This is a genomic window from Shewanella sp. Choline-02u-19, assembly GCF_002836205.1.
Taxonomy (GTDB): Bacteria; Pseudomonadota; Gammaproteobacteria; order Enterobacterales; family Shewanellaceae; genus Shewanella.
In genome coordinates, this window is the sequence record NZ_PJBE01000013.1 from 1,080,655 (window position 1) to 1,097,435 (window position 16,781).

The window sequence follows — 16,781 nt, forward strand, 5'->3', positions numbered from 1 at the left end:
TTAGCATTTCTAGACCGAATTCAGGTTATTTCAGGATTTTTGGAGAAGACTTTGTTAGCGTTTCAATATATTGACGATGATGCCAGTTTAGCGGCGCTCGTAGCGCAATACCGTGAAACCAAGTTACTTGTGATAGACACTGAGTTTGTAAGGACTCGCACTTATTATGCTCGCCTTGGGCTTATTCAAGCTTATGACGGTAAAACGTTAGCATTAATCGATCCCGTTGCAGTCAGTAACCTTAGCTTGTTCTGGAGCTTGTTAACCGATGACAATATTATCAAACTGCTCCATTCTTGCAGTGAAGATCTAGAGGTCTTTGCCAATAATGGTGGCTGCCAACCTAATCGTCTGTTTGATAGTCAAATAGCAGCAGGCCTTTGTGGTATGGGGTATGGTTTAGGTTACGCCAAATTGGTAGATCAAACCCTTGATATAAAGCTGGATAAAGGTGAGTCTCGCACCGATTGGTTGAAACGTCCCCTAACAGAAGCTCAATTAAGCTACGCTGCGAATGATGTCTATTACTTGTACGAACTTTACCCTCAGTTAGTCGAAAAACTTGAGTCTCAGGGAAGATTAGATTGGGTTTATGAAGATGGAGAGCGGATGACGTTAGGTCGACTTGATGCTCCCGCTCCAGAAGTGGCTTATCTTAAAGTTAAAAATGCATTTCAGTTGTTGCCTCGGCAGTTAGCCGTATTGAAAGCGTTAGCAAGTTGGCGTTTAAATCGAGCGTTAGTTAAAGATTTAGCATTAGGCTTTGTGGTTAAAGATCATGCTCTGATTGCTTTGGCGAAAAAGATGCCGAAAACGTCTAATGAACTGTATAAAATGACTGAGGTTACAGAACAAGAAAAACGTATTCATGGTAAAGATATCTTAAATATCATCGAAAACGTTAACTTTGACGACCTCCCTAAAGCATTGGATGTTTTAGCGCTTAAGACGGGCTATAAAGCGGCCTTTAAGAGTATTAAACAGTGCATAGCTGAACAAGCTGAAGCGCAAGATGTACCGATTGAGCAACTTGGTTCGAAGAAATTGATCCATGAATATCTGGAATGGGTATGGGATGGCAAAAAAGGTAAGCTGCCTTTAGTATTAAGTGGCTGGCGTAAAACGGTGGTTAGCGACGCACTTAACGCGCTTGCGTTGTAGAGCGTTGCGTTATATCAACAGCTCTGCTCAAGAGCTTTAGTCTCAAATATTAGACTGACAAAAAAGCCCGCATATAGCGGGCTTTTTTTATCTGCTAAAAGTGACTTTTATAGGTCACCTTAAATCAACGTGGAGCGATAAAAGCGCCGTCACATAGCCAAGACATGCCGGTTGCACCTTTTACTCGTTATCCTTGATCTGGCAAGGTTACATTGAGTTCTAATACCGATAAGTTGTCGTCATTTTGATCAAGTTGCACTGACACTTGATCGGCTCCTACTTTTACGTATTTGCGAATAACGTCGATGATCTCCTGCTTCATTTGCGGGAAATAATCGGGTGCATCGCGTTCACCACGCTGGTGGGCGACAATGATCTGCAAACGTTCTTTGGCGGTTGCAGCAGTACTCGGGGTCTTCTTCGTTTTAAAATAATCAAGTAATGACATAATTAGCTACCAAAAATTCGTTTCAGGAAACCTTTCTTCTCTTCCGTAATAAATCGGAAAGGCACTTCTTCACCAAGCAATCGCTCTACAGCATCGCTATAGGCCATACCAGCATCGCTCTCTGTATCAATAATAACAGGTACACCAGAATTCGACGCTTTTAATACAGCTTGTGATTCAGGGATAACACCTAATAGCGGGATGGCGAGGATCTCTTCAACGTCCTCCACACTGAGCATTTCGCCAGTCTTGACACGAGCTGGGGAGTATCGAGTCAGTAAAAGGTATTCTCTTACTGGCTCAAGTCCTTCTTCAGCCCGCTTAGACTTGCTTTGCAACATCCCTAGAATACGGTCCGAGTCTCGAACCGAGCTTACTTCTGGGTTAGTGGTTACAATGGCGATATCCGCGAAGTAAAGCGCCATCATGGCACCTGTTTCAATACCCGCCGGAGAATCACAAATGATATAGTCGAAATCTTTCGCTAAGTTATTAAGTACCGTGCCCACACCTTCTTTGGTGAGCGCATCTTTATCGCGCGTCTGAGATGCTGGTAATACAAATAGCTTAGGGCAACGTTTGTCTTTAATCAGTGCTTGGTTTAGATTTGCTTCACCGTTAATGACATTAACGAAGTCATAAACGACACGTCGTTCACAACCCATAATTAAATCTAGATTACGTAGACCGATATCAAAATCAATGACGACGGTCTTATGACCTTTTAATGCAAGGCCGGTGGCAATAGCTGCGCTTGTGGTTGTTTTCCCCACACCGCCTTTTCCTGACGTGACAACAATTATTTGCGCCATTTGTTATTCCTTTTTATTTGCGCTCTTACAGAGGCAATGATTCAACCGTAAGCGATTCGCCCTCTAGGCGAATACAACCGCTCTGAGCGGCTCCGTTTTGTTGAAGATTTTCAGTTAACCAGTATTGACCTGCAATCGATACTAGTTCAGCTTCAATTTTTTGCGCCATTATCACGGCATTTCTATCACCCGCGGCGCCAGCCATTGCTTTTCCTCGCAGCGTGCCATAAATATGGATACTGCCATCTGCTATCACTTCTGCACCATTGCCTACAGCACCTATCACAATCAAGTCACCGTTTTTAGCATAGATCTGCTGACCTGAACGGATGTTTTGTTTGACGATTTTGGTGGTTTTTGGCATCTGAGGTTGGTTAGAAGCTGCTTTGCCTGATTTAATAATGGCTAATCCTATTGATTTAGCCATTTCGTTAATTTCAGGCAAGGCACTCGTGATCCCAACAATAATAAGCTGGCGGCTGGTTAAAATTTCTTTCAAGCCTAATAAGTCGAAATTACTCGTTTTAATGGCACTTAAATTAACCACTAAAGGCGCACCAAGAAAAAACTGAGGTGCAATAGCAAGTTTACTGTCTAACTCCGCTGTTATAACTGCCATATCCTGACTATTAATATGCAGAACAGAGAGAGTAAAAGAGGAGCCTTTTAATTCGAGGCGGGGTGTTTGCATTCCTGTATAACTCTCTAGAAAAGTCAGCGTATCGCTGATATCCATTATATTCCTAACAGTCCATGTTATAGTGTGTGGCATAAGCTGGCAAGTTGAATAGTCTGGAAATCGAGTCGTATATGATCTGTGCTGTATATAAAAGTTTAAGAAAAGCGGATAGCTATCTTTTTGTTGAAAAACGTGATCATTTTGAACGCGTTCCTGCCGCTCTAATGGAGATGTTTGGCGTACCTAAATTAGTGATGATGTTGCCGCTGGTAAAGCGCGATCATTTAGGTTTTGCTGATATCAAAAAAGTGGAATCCGAATTAAATGCCAAAGGATTTTATTTACAGCTACCGCCACCTGTGATTAATTTGTTAGAACAACATAAGAAAGATATTGGTTATAACCCTGATTAACAGCATTTAGTCAGGACAAAGGGAGTATTTATGCTACTGAATAAACAGGCTTTTACATTAACGTGTGGGTTAATGCTCTCTTTTACTGCGATGGTAAGTCATGCCAACACTACCGATAGAGGTAGCTTTAGCGATTATGTTGCTCAGCTAAAACAAGAAGCTGTGGAGCAGGGCGTTAGCACACAGATCATTGATGATGTTTTTCCCAAAATCAAAATGTTTAAGAAAGCGGTAGCCTCTGATAAAGCACAACCGGAAACAAAGTTAACGTTAGAGACCTACCTTCCAAGAGTGGTTCCTGCGTGGAAAGTTGATAAAGCACGTAATTTGTTCAAAACTCATCAAGTAGAGCTTGAGCGCATTGGTAAGCTATACGGCGTGCAACCTCGATTTATAGTGGCTTTGTGGGGAGTCGAGTCAAACTTCGGCAAGTTAACCGGTAATTATCCAGTGTTATCGGTAACAGCTTCATTAGCTTATGAAGGTCGCCGAGAAGCCTTTTTCAAAAAGGAATTTTTTGCAGCGCTTAAAATCGCTGAACAAGAGCAGTTTTCCTTTGAAGAGATGAAAGGTTCTTGGGCTGGGGCAATGGGGCAAACTCAGTTTATGCCCACCTCCTTTTTAGCTTACGCTCAAGATGGCGACGGTGATGGTAAAAAAGATATTTGGAACAACGCCAGTGACGCGTTTGCGTCCGCAGCGTATTACCTGCAGCAAGCCGGTTGGAAAGAGTCTGAAACGTGGGGCCGACAAGTTAAAGTCCCTGATACATTTGACAATACCCTGGCAGATTTAGCGGTTAAGAAAACATTTTCACAATGGCAAACGCTAGGTGTTAGACGATTTAATGGTAGCGATCTTCCCAACCGAGATGACATGATGATCTCTATGGTGATGCCAGATGGTGCGAAAGGTCGAAAATACTTGGTATACGATAACTATCGCGGATTACTACGTTGGAATAAATCGAACTACTTCGCCATTTCAGTGACTTATCTTTCAGAAAAAATTAAGTACCCACCGATCAGTTAACGGTAATATAAAAATAGCGGCTTTTAAGCCGCTATTTTTGTATGCGCCACATATAAGCCAAGTGTCAATTTAGCTAAGCAAACCTATTTTTATGGCTTGAACTGTAGTGCAAGAGAACATATTGCTGGTGTACAATAGCGTCTCTTTGAGCAGAATAGAGTTAACGATTTTAGATGGCATTTTGGAATGAAAAAACACTAGCACAGATGAACACAACGGAGTGGGAGTCATTGTGTGATGGCTGTGGTAAATGTTGCCTCAATAAGTTGATAGACGATGAAACCGAGGAACTTTATTACACCAACGCCGGGTGTAAGCTATTAGATGCCAAACAGGGTCATTGCCAGAATTATGAGCAACGTTTCAGCTTTGTTCCATCTTGTACCAAAGTTACCATCGATAACTTGGCGATGCTAACTTGGTTACCCGATAGTTGCACTTATAAACGTCTCAATGAAGGGCGTGGTTTGCCTACTTGGCATCCGTTAAAGACAGGCTCAAAGGACGCGATGATCGAAGCGGGAATGTCAGTTGCGGGTAAAGTGACTTGCGAAACCAAAATTCGTTATATGGAAGATCACATCGTTATTTGGCCAATGAAAGATGTAGATTGAATCATCTATATTGACCAGGTAAACAAAAATGCCGATAAGTTAAACTTATCGGCATTTTTGTTTTTCGAACTTAGGGGACGGTCTCAGTGCTAACGTTCAGAGTTAGCTGAGCTTATTTATGCTCTCACTTTTGTCATATCGACATATAATTTAAGCGTTTGTCCTGGCTGAATATACTTACTTTTCTCAAGTGAGTTCCAACGCACAAGATCGCTTACCTTAACGTTAAACTTGCTCGCAATTCTCGCTAATGAATCACCGCTACGCACTTTATAATTAATCGTACGCATCACTTCACTTAAGCCTTGCTTACTGGCCGTGCGACTTCCAGTCCAAATCGCCAATTTTTGACCAATTTGAAGTGGATCTTTGGGCGCCATGCTATTCCAACTTGCCAGTTGTGATATTTTAACTTGATGTTGCTTGGCTATTTTCCAAAGTGAATCACCTGATTTTACTTTGTATGTTAGCTTCTGCTGCCCACTAGTCTTGTTTTGCTTACGGTTTTTACGCTGATCAGCTGACAGTAAATACTCATCTAAATTCTTGGCTGCGACAGGAATTAATAGAAACTTGCCAGTGACAATGGTATTGCCATTGATATTATTGACTGATTTTAACGCCGACACTGTAGTGCGATAACGCTTGGCGATCAGGCCCAAGCTGTCACCTGATTTTATCTTATAACGCTCCCAATTTAGCCTGTCGCTAGTTTGGGTCTCGCTTAGGGCAATTTTAAACGCCGCCGCTTTTTCAACGGGTAGCACCAAATTGTGTGGGCCTTCAGGCGCGGTTGCCCAGCGGTTAAATCCTGGGTTGAGCTTATGCAGTTGGGAAGTCGTCATATTGGCGAGATCTGCAGCAAGCGCGAGATCAATTTGACTGCCAATTTCAACAATTTCAATCTTTGGTTCATTGCTGATTGGGGTTAAGATAATGCCATACTTATCGGCATTCTTAATCACATCGGCTAGCGCTAATAGTTGCGGAACATAGCGCTCTGTTTCGCGTGGCAAATCTAAATGCCAGAAATCAGTCGGTATACCTTTGCGCTTATTGCGCTTAGCAGCGTTGATGACTCGGCCTTCACCGGTATTATAAGCGGCAATCGCATATAACCAGTTATTACTTGTCTTATCATATAAGTATTCAAGCATATCAAGTGCGGCAATGGTTGCAGCGGGCACATCACGGCGACCGTCATACCACCAGTTCATCTGCAGGCCAAAGTGGCGTGCCATTGGAGAGGTGAACTGCCATAAGCCAGATGCTGCACCGTGAGAGTAGGCAAAAGGATCAAATGCACTTTCAACGATGGGCAAAAGTGCCAATTCGATCGGTAAGTTGCGCTTTTCCAACTCTTCCACAATCAAGAACATGAACGGTGTAGCTCGTTCTGAAATACGTTTTAAGTGTTCTGGATGTTTGATATACCAATCACGGTACTGTCTGATTAACTTTTCATCTGGAATGTCCATCTGCATATCGAGACGGATCCGTTGCCAGATATCAGTGATTTCGACCACCTCAACAACGTCAGCTTGAGCGGGTTCTATGGTGACTTTTTCTGCCACGACTGGCGCAGTTGAAATTCCTTCTGAAGTCGGTTGGTTGCTTAACGTTTGGCAACCAGTCAGCAGGGCAATCCCCCCCGCGACAAATAAAATGGGTACGCGCATGTAAAATGTGTGTCCTTGATTTAGGCCCAAAAAAGCCAGAGTATATCTGGCTTGGTGGCGCTGGATTAGCGAGTTATCATAGAGTATTTTTTAGAAATTGTCTTTCCATTGGCGCAGAAGTGCAAAGCTTTTCACATTATCGATTATAGGTTGTTGGAATTTATCAGCTAAAGAATTGCGTATTTCTTCGGTATGGCTGCGTAAAAATGGGTTTATCGCTTTTTCTAGGGCGATAGATGACGGTAACGTCGGGGTGTTAGTTGCTCTCAACTGTTGCGCTTGCTCGGTGTATTGTCGCAGCTGTTCATTGCTGGGGTCGACGGCATTGGCAAAGGCGAGGTTAGCGAGGGTGTACTCGTGAGTACAACAAACTTTGGTGCTATCGACGATATTACTTAACTGCGTTAGCGAGGCTAACATTTGCTCCGGCGAGCCCTCGAACAAGCGGCCACAACCAGCACTGAATAAAGTATCACCGCAAAATAAGACATCTTCAATCAAATAAGCAACATGGCCTAAGGTGTGCCCTGGTACTTCAATGACCTCTGCGTTTAGCTCAATATTGTGTAGCTGCAGGTTTTTAGTCGCACTAACGGACTGATTCACACCTTCAATATTCTCCTTCAAAGGTCCATAAACAGGGGTGTTACTGCCATAATGACTAAGGAGTTTAGCAATACCACCGGTATGATCATGGTGGTGATGCGTTATCAGTACACCCAGTAAAGGCATCTGGGCCTGATCAAGAAAATCGATAACGATATTAGCATCACCGGGATCAACGACATAGGCACCGTGGATATGAGCAACTTGCAGTGCCCAGATATAATTGTCATCAAAAGCGGGTAATGGAGTGACTGTTAACATAGTAAATCCCGATAATTTGAGCGTTAAAACAAGTTTACTTATCAAAGCTATTGCTTGTATACCGCTTTCGTCATTAAAGTAGAGCTTCAGCCGATCAGGAGATTGCTTTGACTCATACAGGTATTCCGCTAAAACCTTATCATTGGTCAGAATTACCAAACGGTGCCGTGATACGTGAAAGTATAGAAGAGGCGTTGTTTCCATGGTGGCCGAGGGTGTTTGGCTATTATATGCTAAGCCTAGGGCCGCTCAGTGCCAAGCTGGATAAAACCGGTGTCGGCGTTAGTTGCCAGTATTCGCTTTTTGATGAACCTGAAGCCGATATTGTGGCTGATTATAGTCAATTGCCCATTCAAAATGCGTGTGTCGATGCTGTGGTGATGAACTTTCTTCTTGAGTTTGAGGCAGATCCATATCGGTTACTTCGCGAAGTCGACCGAGTCCTCATTTCGGGCGGCTATTTGATTATTGTTGGGTTTAATCCGTTAAGTTCAATGTTCTTGGGTAAAGTGCTACCAAAGCATCAACAAGAGATCCCCTGGAATGGCCGCTTTTTCATGCCTTCTCGCGTTAAAGATTGGCTTGGTCTTCTAGGTTATCAAGTGGTTGCCGACGAGCGACTCCTGCACCATCACCTGTTAAATGAAGTTAAAAGTGACAGTATTTGGTCTCATGCTTTAAAATCCTGGTTACCGAGTACCGGCAGCCTTTATGTTTTGGTAGCAAGAAAGCTAGAAACACCGCTCACTCCAATGAGATCAAAGCGAAAAGTTAAGCAACCCAATTGGTCGACAGCACCGAGTGCGGGTCGAACAGGCCATACTTCTCAATCAACCAAATGAATGGTTAAGACTATTAATGCGTATTACTTTGAAACAACTCGCTATTTTTGAAGCTGTAGCCCGCAGTGGCCAAGTGGCTAAAGCGGCTGAAATCGTTAACTTGTCCTCTCCCGCAGCATCAATGGCACTATCAGAGCTAGAGAAGCAACTGGATACTCGACTGTTTGAGCGGATTGGTAATCGACTGCAACTAAACTCACAAGGCAGTATGCTACTGCCACTGGCAACCGATGCGCTACACAAAATAGATCAGATAGAAAATGCATTTTCTCCTGCAGGCACTGAGTTAGGCGGTGACCTTAATGTCAGTGCTAGTTCAACCATTGGCAACTATTTATTAGCAAAAAGTGCAGTGGCTTTTTGTCTGCAGCATACCAACACAATGGTTAATGTTGATATTGATAATACCCAAGCTGTGATTAATGCGGTTCTCGAATTTAGAAGTGAAATGGGCTTTATTGAAGGGCAGTGTCTCGATAGCCGTATTACCGTTGAAGCTTGGCATAAAGACCGTTTATTGATTTTTTGCCAGCCAGAGCATCCTCTGGCGGGGAAAACAGTGAGCCCGCATGAATTAGCCAGTCAGTCTTGGGTGATGAGAGAAGAGGGCTCAGGCACCCGTGATTGTTTTGTCAATGCAGCCAACATGCTTGATATGCAGCCACAAGAAAAGTTTAGGTTCTCAACGCCTGATGCAATTAAACAAGCCGTGAATCAGGGGGCGGGGCTTGGTGTGCTCTCAGAGTTAACCCTTGAAAAAGAGATCAGCCGTAAAGAGCTCGCTGTTATCCATGTCGATGGGCTGTTGCTTGAGCGAAAATTTTATCGGATCCATCATAAAAGCCGGAAATTCAGCGCAATTGGCAGCGCGTTCACCACTTTTTGCCAAGATTTTTTAAACACTGATAGTTAGTTTTTATAACTGAGTCGCCGTTAAGCTTGTTGTGCTAAGTAGCCACTGTCTTCTTGAGTTGGTTTTTTCTCAGCAGCTTCACGGGCTAAGTCATCACAACGTTCATTTTCGATATGGCCAGCATGCCCTTTAACCCAACGCCAGTCGATTTTGTGCAATTGCGACACCGTATCGAGACGTTGCCACAAATCGACATTCTTTACCGGTTGCTTGGCTGAAGTGACCCACCCATTGCGTTTCCAGCCATGGATCCACTGTGTGATCCCTTGGCGCATATATTGGCTATCGCTCGTTAGGATCACTTGGCAGGGGACTTTTAATGCTTCTAATGCCACAATAGGCGCGAGCATCTCCATGCGGTTGTTCGTTGTTAGCGCAAAACCATCGGCGAGTTCGTTGGTCTGCTTTTTATACTTCATTACAATGCCGTAGCCGCCAGGTCCAGGGTTGCCTAAGCAAGAACCGTCGGTAAAGATAGAGATCTGTTTCAGTCCAGTCATCAAGTTGGTACCATAGCTAAAGTGCCGGGCGAGTATACCCAAAAAATTTAACTGAGAAATGCATTAATTCACATGAATATTATTTCAAGCGCTAAACGTCAGATTATTCTTGATACCGAAACGACAGGTATGAACCAATCCAGTGGTGCCATTCATCTTGGTCACCGAATTATTGAAATTGGTTGTGTTGAAGTCATTAACCGCAAGTTAACGGGTCGACATTACCACGAGTATATTAATCCGTTACAGCCTATCGACCCTGAGGCCATTGAGGTTCACGGGATCACCAATGAGTTTGTGGCGGATAAACCCAAATTTCATCAAATAGCCAAAAGCTTTATTGAGTTTATCGATGGTGCTGAAATTGTGGCCCATAACGCCAGCTTTGACGTTAGCTTTATGGACCATGAGTTTTCGATGTTACAGCCTGTTGGGCCTAAAACCGCAAATATCTGTCAAATTCTCGATTCACTTGCGATAGCAAAGCACCTGCATCCAGGTCAGAAGAATAACCTGGATATTCTGTGTAAGCGTTATGGCATTGATAACTCACGTCGCGATCTCCATGGCGCATTGCTCGATGCTGAGATCTTAGCTGACGTTTACCTCATCATGACTGGTGGGCAAACAAACTTTAACCTATCGAGTGAGAAAGCAGGGCAAGAAGGCGGAGGTATAAATAAACTGCCTAGAGACCGCGCAATACTTAAAGTGATCAGCGCAACGGCCGATGAACTAACTAGACATGAAGAGCGACTCGATTTAGTTGCTAAATCTGGACAGTGTATTTGGCGAGGATAGACCTCATTCTATGATTAAACGCGTAACAACTTGTGTGGTGATGGCATATTTGGGGCTAATGATAACTCATTGTGCCGTCGCCGAAGTGATGCTTTCATCGCAGGCATCAGAGTTAAAAAATCGATTTAGAATTGACCATATGGTCGACAGTGTCACGCTACTTATCCATCGTGAATACGGCAGCTCACCGGTTATTATCGTGCAACCTGACGGCAGTAAATGGTATATCAGTCGTCATCCTGAGCATGTTAAATGGATGGATGGCCTAACTGGCGACATGATCACTATCAAAGACCCAATGCCAGGCCCCTGGCAGTTAATCGGTAAGGTGGTTGAAGGTTCTGTCATCGATAAAGTGTCAGTGCTGTCCATTGATGTAGATCCGATCCCACAGCCGCTGTACCAAGGCGAGCGCTTAAAACTCACCGCCCGCTTGATAGGTGACGAGCAAAAGGTACGCCTACCCGGGTTAGATTACTTAATGAGCTGGACGGCAAAATTTATCAGTGATAATAATCCAGCCGATGAAAACTTTGCAGCCGGTAGCGTTATCGTGGGGACCTATCGCGATAATGGCGAGTCATTAGACGAGCGACCCGACGACGGTGTATTCACCAGTAAACTGAATCTAAACCAGGCTTGGGGCAGCTACACACTGCAAGTGATGGCTAAAAATGCGGTGCTTGAACGTAAGTATTCTGAGCCCTTTAGGTTGTCAACTCGACCCATTGCTGTCGATATTGTTGCCCCACAAAACCTCGATTCAGGTGAGTGGGATCTGCGGATCAATGTAGATGAAAATGAACTGGTTTTGGCTGAGACTCATGTTGAAGCTGAAATCGTAGGGCCTGCGGGAATGCGTCTTCAAGTCACGGTTTCCGAGATAAATAGCCCCGAGACCTTGTATAGCCTACGCAAGGTGAATGACTTTGGCAGCTATAGAATAAAGCTCACGGCGGTCAGCACCACCCAAAACGGCCGAGAGATCTACTTGACGTTACCGGAACTGTTTTTTAATTTTATTAAACCGCCAGAACCACCACCGTCAGCTGAAGAACTCGCCGCTAAAGCAGATCTCCAAGCTCAAAAAGCTGAAAGCACAGCAAAAGAAGAAGCGGTGTTTTGGCTGATAACCGTGAATACGGTGTTGTTTATTTTAGGCATATTGGTTTTGTTGTTTGTTCGTAAACGCAGTAACTTAAAGAAAGCACTCGCTGCGACGCAGGCGAGAATGGATAAAGAAAGTCAGCAACAGAAAATGACATTAGCGTTGGACGAGATTGATTTATCGATGCCTGAAGATTTCGATGATCCAAAAGCTGGATAATTAACCACCGCGACAGCCGTTGCAAAGCGTTGAATATCGGGATTGGTCATTTTTTAGCTGGTTAGTCATGGTTGACGCAAAAAATGATTGACTGAGTTTGGCAGTCTACGTATTATTCATCGCACTTGATGTGGAGCGGTAGTTCAGTTGGTTAGAATACCGGCCTGTCACGCCGGGGGTCGCGAGTTCGAGTCTCGTCCGCTCCGCCAATCAAGTGCTAAATTTAAAGCTATTTGTTAGTGACATAATGAATAGAATAAAAGCTAATCTTTAGTTAGTTTTTATAAGAGTTTAGGAGTGGTAGTTCAGTTGGTTAGAATACCGGCCTGTCACGCCGGGGGTCGCGAGTTCGAGTCTCGTCCACTCCGCCAATTTAGTGTCAAGTTTCAAACTATTTATCAGTGACATAATAAATAGTATAAAGGCTAATTTAGTTAGTTTTTATAAGAGTTAGGAGTGGTAGTTCAGTTGGTTAGAATACCGGCCTGTCACGCCGGGGGTCGCGAGTTCGAGTCTCGTCCACTCCGCCAGCATAAAGACGAAAGCCTCATCGAAAGATGAGGCTTTTTTCGTTTATAGCCGCTTCGGACACCCATCAGGCATTCGCACTAACTCACATTCCCCAATGCTGGTAAGAGCCGTTACTGATTCATAATATATTCAGTTTAACTAATCCGATATTTTCTTATGTAATACCCGTTGCATTAAAAGTTTGAGCATTCAGCGGGAATTAAAACCCTATAGGTAAGATGGGGTGATTGAAGCTAATCGTTATTCTCGGCTCTGGCATCCTCGGTAATTGCTCCTGCATTATTCTACCTTCGTCTATCCGTGGACTCGTACCTCCTAAATCTGGCCGCCAAGGGTGGGAATGTCTTATTTGGCATGGCAAGTTGACGAAGCGTCAAAGCTTTCTTAACTGCGCAGAAATATTGTTTAATTAGTATCCAAATCGAATGCATAAGATGATAATTAGTTAACTCAGTTAGCATTCTCATCAAAAAGCATGCTCTTTACAAATCGATTAATGATAGTGTGTGGTGATTAGTCGGGGAGCCAATAGGCTGAGATCATAAAATGAACCCGTTGAACCTGATTCAGTTAATACTGACGTAGGGAACTAATGGTCATTTGAGGCGTTCTTCCTGATCCGTTTCTTTTGCTGTGATAGCACCTTTTGGCGCATTTATTCTCACACGACTGTTTTTTCCTGACTGTTAGTTAGGGAAATAAATATGTCTTCATTAGTCACCACAGCATCTTTAACTCCATTCGTTACGACTCCTATTGTATTGACCATTGCCGGTTCAGACAGCGGCGGTGGTGCCGGTATTCAAGCCGACATTAAAGCCATTTCAGCGACTGGCGGTTATGCATGCTCTGTTATTACGGCATTAACGGCACAAAATACACAAGCGGTTACGGGTATTTACCCGATCAATGCAGAGTTTGTCGAGCAACAACTTGATGCCGTATTTTCGGATCTGAATGTGATTGCTGTAAAAATTGGCATGTTAAGTGATTCAAATATCATTCATTCTGTCGCTAAAAAAATTAAACAGTACACCCCTAAATATCTCGTAGTTGATCCCGTCATGGTCGCAACCAGCGGTGATCTTCTTCTCCACTCCTCTGCCATTGATAGCCTTAAATCGGAACTGCTCCCTCTGGCTGATGTCATTACCCCTAATTTGCCAGAAGCCGCTGCGCTAATTGGCTGCTCAGTCCCCAAAAACGAAGATGAAATGATTGCTATGATCGACGAACTTCGTCAATTAGGCGCTAAATCTGTTTTGCTAAAGGGTGGCCACCTAGAAACCGATGACAACAGCACTGATTTACTGATCCTTGCCGACAATGTTGAGCGTTTATCAACGGAGCGGATTAAAACTCGCAATACACACGGAACAGGTTGCACCTTATCTTCTGCAATCGCCTCTTACTTAGCTCAAGGGCATGAATTATCAGCGGCGGTAAAACGGGGCAAATACTACATTACTCAAGCGATTGCCCATGCTGATGAGTTGAATATTGGACAAGGACATGGGCCCGTGAATCACTTTTTTGTCTTAAACACTCAAGGGCAGTCGTAATGAAGCTAGAGCCATGTAATAACAGCCTCGGTGCAGTTATCTCAAATGGCACTTTGCAATACAAAGACAGCGCAGCGGCCATTATGTCGGGTTTAAACATGTCCATCGCTGCAGGAAAGTGGACGGCGATATTGGGTAAAAGTGGTTGTGGTAAAACTTCAATTTTGCGTTATATGGCAGGTTTATTGACAGATAAAGTGATGTGGTCGGGTGACATTCACATTGATGGGGGAGAATGCTTAGAAGGCAACATTGCTTACATGGCGCAACAAGATCTATTGATGCCGTGGTTAAACGTACTTGATAACGTCTGTTTTGCTCGCAAATTTTCGGTGAACACTCAATTTAATGCCAATCAAGCCCGCGCGATTGAATTGCTAGAGCGTGTTGGATTAAAAGGGCATGAACAGAGTATGCCCGTGCAACTGTCTGGAGGAATGCGTCAGCGTGTGGCGTTAGCAAGAACGTTAATGCAAGACAAGCCGATGGTATTAATGGATGAGCCCTTTTCTGCGTTAGATGCGGTTACTCGCCATCGACTGCAAGCGCTTGCAGTCCAAGTCTTGGCGGGTAAAACAGTATTACTCATCACGCATGATCCGCAAGAAGCACTTAGATTAAGTGATGCGATTTATATCATGCAAGGTCAACCAGCCTCAGCGGTGCTTTTACCGGTGCCAAACTCAAGCATTCCACGAAAATTTGATGCGGAGTTAGCGATTCTTCAGCAACAGATCATTGATACGTTGGAGGTTGACTATGTCTAAGCCAATTTCAATCAATCATGAGCACTCCGACAACCACATTGCATCTCAAACGATTGTGTTACAAACGGAGAGGGCAGAGCCAAAAGCGTTACCGAAAAGCGCTAAATCGATAGGAAGAATCATCGTCAGTGCTGCTGTAATACTGGCGATATGGCAGTTTGTTATTATGATTTTCGCATTGCCCAGTTTCATTTTGCCGAGTCCGATAGCGGTGTTTGAAAAACTAATACAGCGTTACGATGTGTTGTTATTCCATTCATGGATCACCGCGCAAGAGATTATTCTTGGTCTTGGTTTGGGCCTTTCTATGGGGTTATTGTTTGCACTCCAAATGCTGCTGTTTGACCCACTTCGACGTTGGTTATTGCCTATTTTAATTGCGAGCCAAGCCATTCCTGTATTTGCTATCGCCCCGATTTTAATGCTGTGGTTAGGTTACGGCATTGCGTCAAAAATCGTGATGGCGGCGCTGATTATCTTCTTTCCGGTGACAACTTGTTGTTACGACGGTTTACGTAATACCCCAACCGGTTACCTCGATTTAGCGCACACCATGGGCGCATCAAAATGGCAGTTACTTAAACACGTTCGCTTGCCTGCTGCCTTACCTTCATTAGCGTCTGGGATCCGTGTTGCAGTGGTCGTTGCGCCTATTGGTGCCGTGGTGGGGGAGTGGGTAGGATCAAGTGAAGGGCTTGGTTATTTAATGCTGCAAGCTAATGCTCGAATGATGATTGATGAAATGTTTGCCGCCTTATTCATTCTTGCTGCTTTATCCGTCAGCCTTTATTTTCTCACTGATGTACTGATTCAAAAACTCATACCGTGGCAACACGATAAATAGATTGATAGCGTAAGGGATTTAAACAAATGAAAAAGATCATGATTAAAGGAGCGATGGCTGTGCTTATTGCAAGTTACTCCTTGATGGCGAGTGCTGAAGATAAAGCGATGACATTAATGTTGGATTGGTTTGTAAATCCAAATCATGGCCCTGTGGTGATTGCTCAACAAAAAGGCTATTTCAAAGAAGAAGGCTTGAACATTACCATTCAAGAGCCTGCGGATCCCAGTATGCCAGCCAAATTGGTGGCCGCTAATAATGTCGATTTAGCGATATCCTATCAAACCAGTTTAACCATCGATGTGGCTGCAGGATTGCCACTGATCCGCTCTGCGACACTGATTGCGACACCACTCAATACCTTAATGGTGCTTGATAATGGAAACATTAACTCACTGGCTGATTTAAAAGGTAAGAAAGTCGGGATCTCGATTGCGGGTAACGAAGAAGCGACCATTGGCACCATGTTAAAAACAGAGGGTGTGGATTTCTCTGAGATAAAAATCATCAATGTTGGATGGGCGCTATCGTCATCATTAGCGTCGGGTAAAGTTGATGCGATTTGGGGAGGATTACGTAATTTTGAAACCAATCAATTAGCGTTAGAAGGCTATAAAGCAAAATCCTTTTTTCCTGAAGAGCATGGAGTGCCATCGTATGATGAACTGGTTTTTGTGGCAAATGCAAAAACCTATGATGCCGAAGCTTTAAAGAAGTTTAATCATGCAATTGAAAAGGCTACACAATTTATTGTGAATCACCCAGAAGAAGCATGGAGAACCTTCGTTTCTTACGCGCCAGATACCTTGAATAATGAATTAAATAAGCGAGCATGGAACGATACGTTAACGCGCTTTGCTTTGCGTCCTGCCGCCGTTGATTTACAACGCTATGATCGTTTTTCTGCATTCATGTATCAACATAAGATCATTAAAACGCTGCCTAAAGCACAAGATTTTGTACCCGTTTTGTAAACAACTTCCCCCTTT

The 16,781-nt window shown here is 43.8% G+C and carries 18 protein-coding genes, 3 tRNA genes and 1 riboswitch; of the genes, 15 read left to right on the plus strand and 6 right to left on the minus strand.

Going from position 1 to position 16,781, the window contains the following annotated elements; translation table 11 throughout:
• Positions 1 to 51 precede the first annotated feature (51 nt).
• Entirely contained in the window at positions 52 to 1,161 is a 1,110-nt protein-coding gene (gene rnd, locus CXF83_RS11425; RefSeq protein ID WP_101091858.1) for a ribonuclease D, read from the plus strand.
• A 187-nt stretch (positions 1,162 to 1,348) separates the two neighbouring features.
• Here the strand turns inward: rnd and minE are convergent, their stop codons facing one another.
• From minE to minC, 3 genes are read right to left on the minus strand one after another with little or no spacing between them, the layout of a single operon-like run.
• Complete coding sequence (gene minE, locus CXF83_RS11430; RefSeq protein ID WP_101091859.1) at positions 1,349 to 1,609, minus strand: cell division topological specificity factor MinE; 261 nt, start codon at positions 1,607 to 1,609, stop codon at positions 1,349 to 1,351.
• A gap of 2 nt (positions 1,610 to 1,611) precedes the next feature.
• A complete protein-coding gene (minD, locus tag CXF83_RS11435; protein ID WP_101091860.1) occupies positions 1,612 to 2,421 on the minus strand; it encodes a septum site-determining protein MinD in 810 nt (269 codons plus the stop codon).
• Positions 2,422 to 2,446: 25 nt separating this feature from the next.
• On the minus strand, positions 2,447 to 3,112 hold the full coding sequence (gene minC, locus CXF83_RS11440; RefSeq protein ID WP_101091906.1) for a septum site-determining protein MinC: 666 nt from the start codon (positions 3,110 to 3,112) through the stop codon (positions 2,447 to 2,449).
• Between the two features lie 119 nt (positions 3,113 to 3,231).
• On the opposite strand from minC, the gene CXF83_RS11445 reads away from it, so the two are divergent.
• The 3 genes from CXF83_RS11445 to CXF83_RS11455 all read left to right on the plus strand — a co-directional run bounded on the left by CXF83_RS11445 (position 3,232) and on the right by CXF83_RS11455 (position 5,159).
• The gene (locus tag CXF83_RS11445) at positions 3,232 to 3,513 is read left to right on the plus strand and encodes a YcgL domain-containing protein (protein ID WP_101091861.1); all 282 of its coding nucleotides are present in this window, start codon (positions 3,232 to 3,234) and stop codon (positions 3,511 to 3,513) included.
• 72 nt (positions 3,514 to 3,585) lie between these two features.
• Positions 3,586 to 4,545, plus strand: a complete 960-nt coding sequence (locus CXF83_RS11450; protein WP_374702329.1) for a lytic murein transglycosylase — start codon at positions 3,586 to 3,588, stop codon at positions 4,543 to 4,545.
• Between the two features lie 173 nt (positions 4,546 to 4,718).
• A complete protein-coding gene (locus CXF83_RS11455) occupies positions 4,719 to 5,159 on the plus strand; it encodes a YcgN family cysteine cluster protein (protein ID WP_101091863.1) in 441 nt (146 codons plus the stop codon).
• Positions 5,160 to 5,275: 116 nt separating this feature from the next.
• On the opposite strand, the gene CXF83_RS11460 is transcribed toward CXF83_RS11455, so the two are convergent.
• Both CXF83_RS11460 and gloB read right to left on the minus strand, forming a co-directional pair.
• A complete protein-coding gene (locus tag CXF83_RS11460) occupies positions 5,276 to 6,838 on the minus strand; it encodes a LysM peptidoglycan-binding domain-containing protein (RefSeq protein ID WP_101091864.1) in 1,563 nt (520 codons plus the stop codon).
• A gap of 90 nt (positions 6,839 to 6,928) precedes the next feature.
• On the minus strand, positions 6,929 to 7,705 hold the full coding sequence (gene gloB / locus CXF83_RS11465) for a hydroxyacylglutathione hydrolase (RefSeq protein WP_101091865.1): 777 nt from the start codon (positions 7,703 to 7,705) through the stop codon (positions 6,929 to 6,931).
• A gap of 107 nt (positions 7,706 to 7,812) precedes the next feature.
• On the opposite strand from gloB, the gene CXF83_RS11470 reads away from it, so the two are divergent.
• Entirely contained in the window at positions 7,813 to 8,547 is a 735-nt protein-coding gene (locus CXF83_RS11470; RefSeq protein ID WP_101091866.1) for a class I SAM-dependent methyltransferase, read from the plus strand.
• A 16-nt stretch (positions 8,548 to 8,563) separates the two neighbouring features.
• A complete protein-coding gene (locus CXF83_RS11475) occupies positions 8,564 to 9,460 on the plus strand; it encodes a LysR substrate-binding domain-containing protein (RefSeq protein ID WP_101091867.1) in 897 nt (298 codons plus the stop codon).
• Between the two features lie 20 nt (positions 9,461 to 9,480).
• Here CXF83_RS11475 and rnhA read toward each other — a convergent pair whose 3' ends face one another.
• A complete protein-coding gene (gene rnhA / locus CXF83_RS11480; RefSeq protein ID WP_101091868.1) occupies positions 9,481 to 9,960 on the minus strand; it encodes a ribonuclease HI in 480 nt (159 codons plus the stop codon).
• A 72-nt stretch (positions 9,961 to 10,032) separates the two neighbouring features.
• Here rnhA and dnaQ point away from each other — a divergent pair, with 72 nt between their 5' ends.
• From dnaQ to CXF83_RS11525, 9 genes are all read left to right on the plus strand, one after another.
• Positions 10,033 to 10,761, plus strand: coding sequence for a DNA polymerase III subunit epsilon (gene dnaQ / locus CXF83_RS11485; protein WP_101091869.1), 729 nt, complete (start codon positions 10,033 to 10,035; stop codon positions 10,759 to 10,761).
• A 10-nt stretch (positions 10,762 to 10,771) separates the two neighbouring features.
• Complete coding sequence (locus tag CXF83_RS11490) at positions 10,772 to 12,088, plus strand: TIGR03503 family protein (RefSeq protein ID WP_101091870.1); 1,317 nt, start codon at positions 10,772 to 10,774, stop codon at positions 12,086 to 12,088.
• Positions 12,089 to 12,220: 132 nt separating this feature from the next.
• Positions 12,221 to 12,297: transfer RNA gene (locus CXF83_RS11495), tRNA-Asp, on the plus strand.
• Positions 12,298 to 12,382: 85 nt separating this feature from the next.
• Positions 12,383 to 12,459, plus strand: a tRNA-Asp gene (locus CXF83_RS11500).
• An 82-nt stretch (positions 12,460 to 12,541) separates the two neighbouring features.
• Positions 12,542 to 12,618 (plus strand) — tRNA-Asp (locus tag CXF83_RS11505).
• Between the two features lie 509 nt (positions 12,619 to 13,127).
• Positions 13,128 to 13,224, plus strand: a riboswitch (TPP riboswitch).
• A gap of 99 nt (positions 13,225 to 13,323) precedes the next feature.
• Complete coding sequence (gene thiD, locus CXF83_RS11510; RefSeq protein WP_101091871.1) at positions 13,324 to 14,181, plus strand: bifunctional hydroxymethylpyrimidine kinase/phosphomethylpyrimidine kinase; 858 nt, start codon at positions 13,324 to 13,326, stop codon at positions 14,179 to 14,181.
• On the plus strand, positions 14,181 to 14,948 hold the full coding sequence (locus tag CXF83_RS11515) for an ABC transporter ATP-binding protein (protein WP_101091872.1): 768 nt from the start codon (positions 14,181 to 14,183) through the stop codon (positions 14,946 to 14,948). The genes thiD and CXF83_RS11515 overlap by 1 nt, the downstream gene beginning before the upstream one ends.
• A complete protein-coding gene (locus tag CXF83_RS11520; protein ID WP_198553535.1) occupies positions 14,941 to 15,792 on the plus strand; it encodes an ABC transporter permease in 852 nt (283 codons plus the stop codon). Before CXF83_RS11515 ends, CXF83_RS11520 begins: the two co-directional genes overlap by 8 nt.
• A 26-nt stretch (positions 15,793 to 15,818) precedes the next feature.
• A complete protein-coding gene (locus CXF83_RS11525) occupies positions 15,819 to 16,766 on the plus strand; it encodes an ABC transporter substrate-binding protein (protein ID WP_101091873.1) in 948 nt (315 codons plus the stop codon).
• Positions 16,767 to 16,781: the final 15 nt, after the last annotated feature.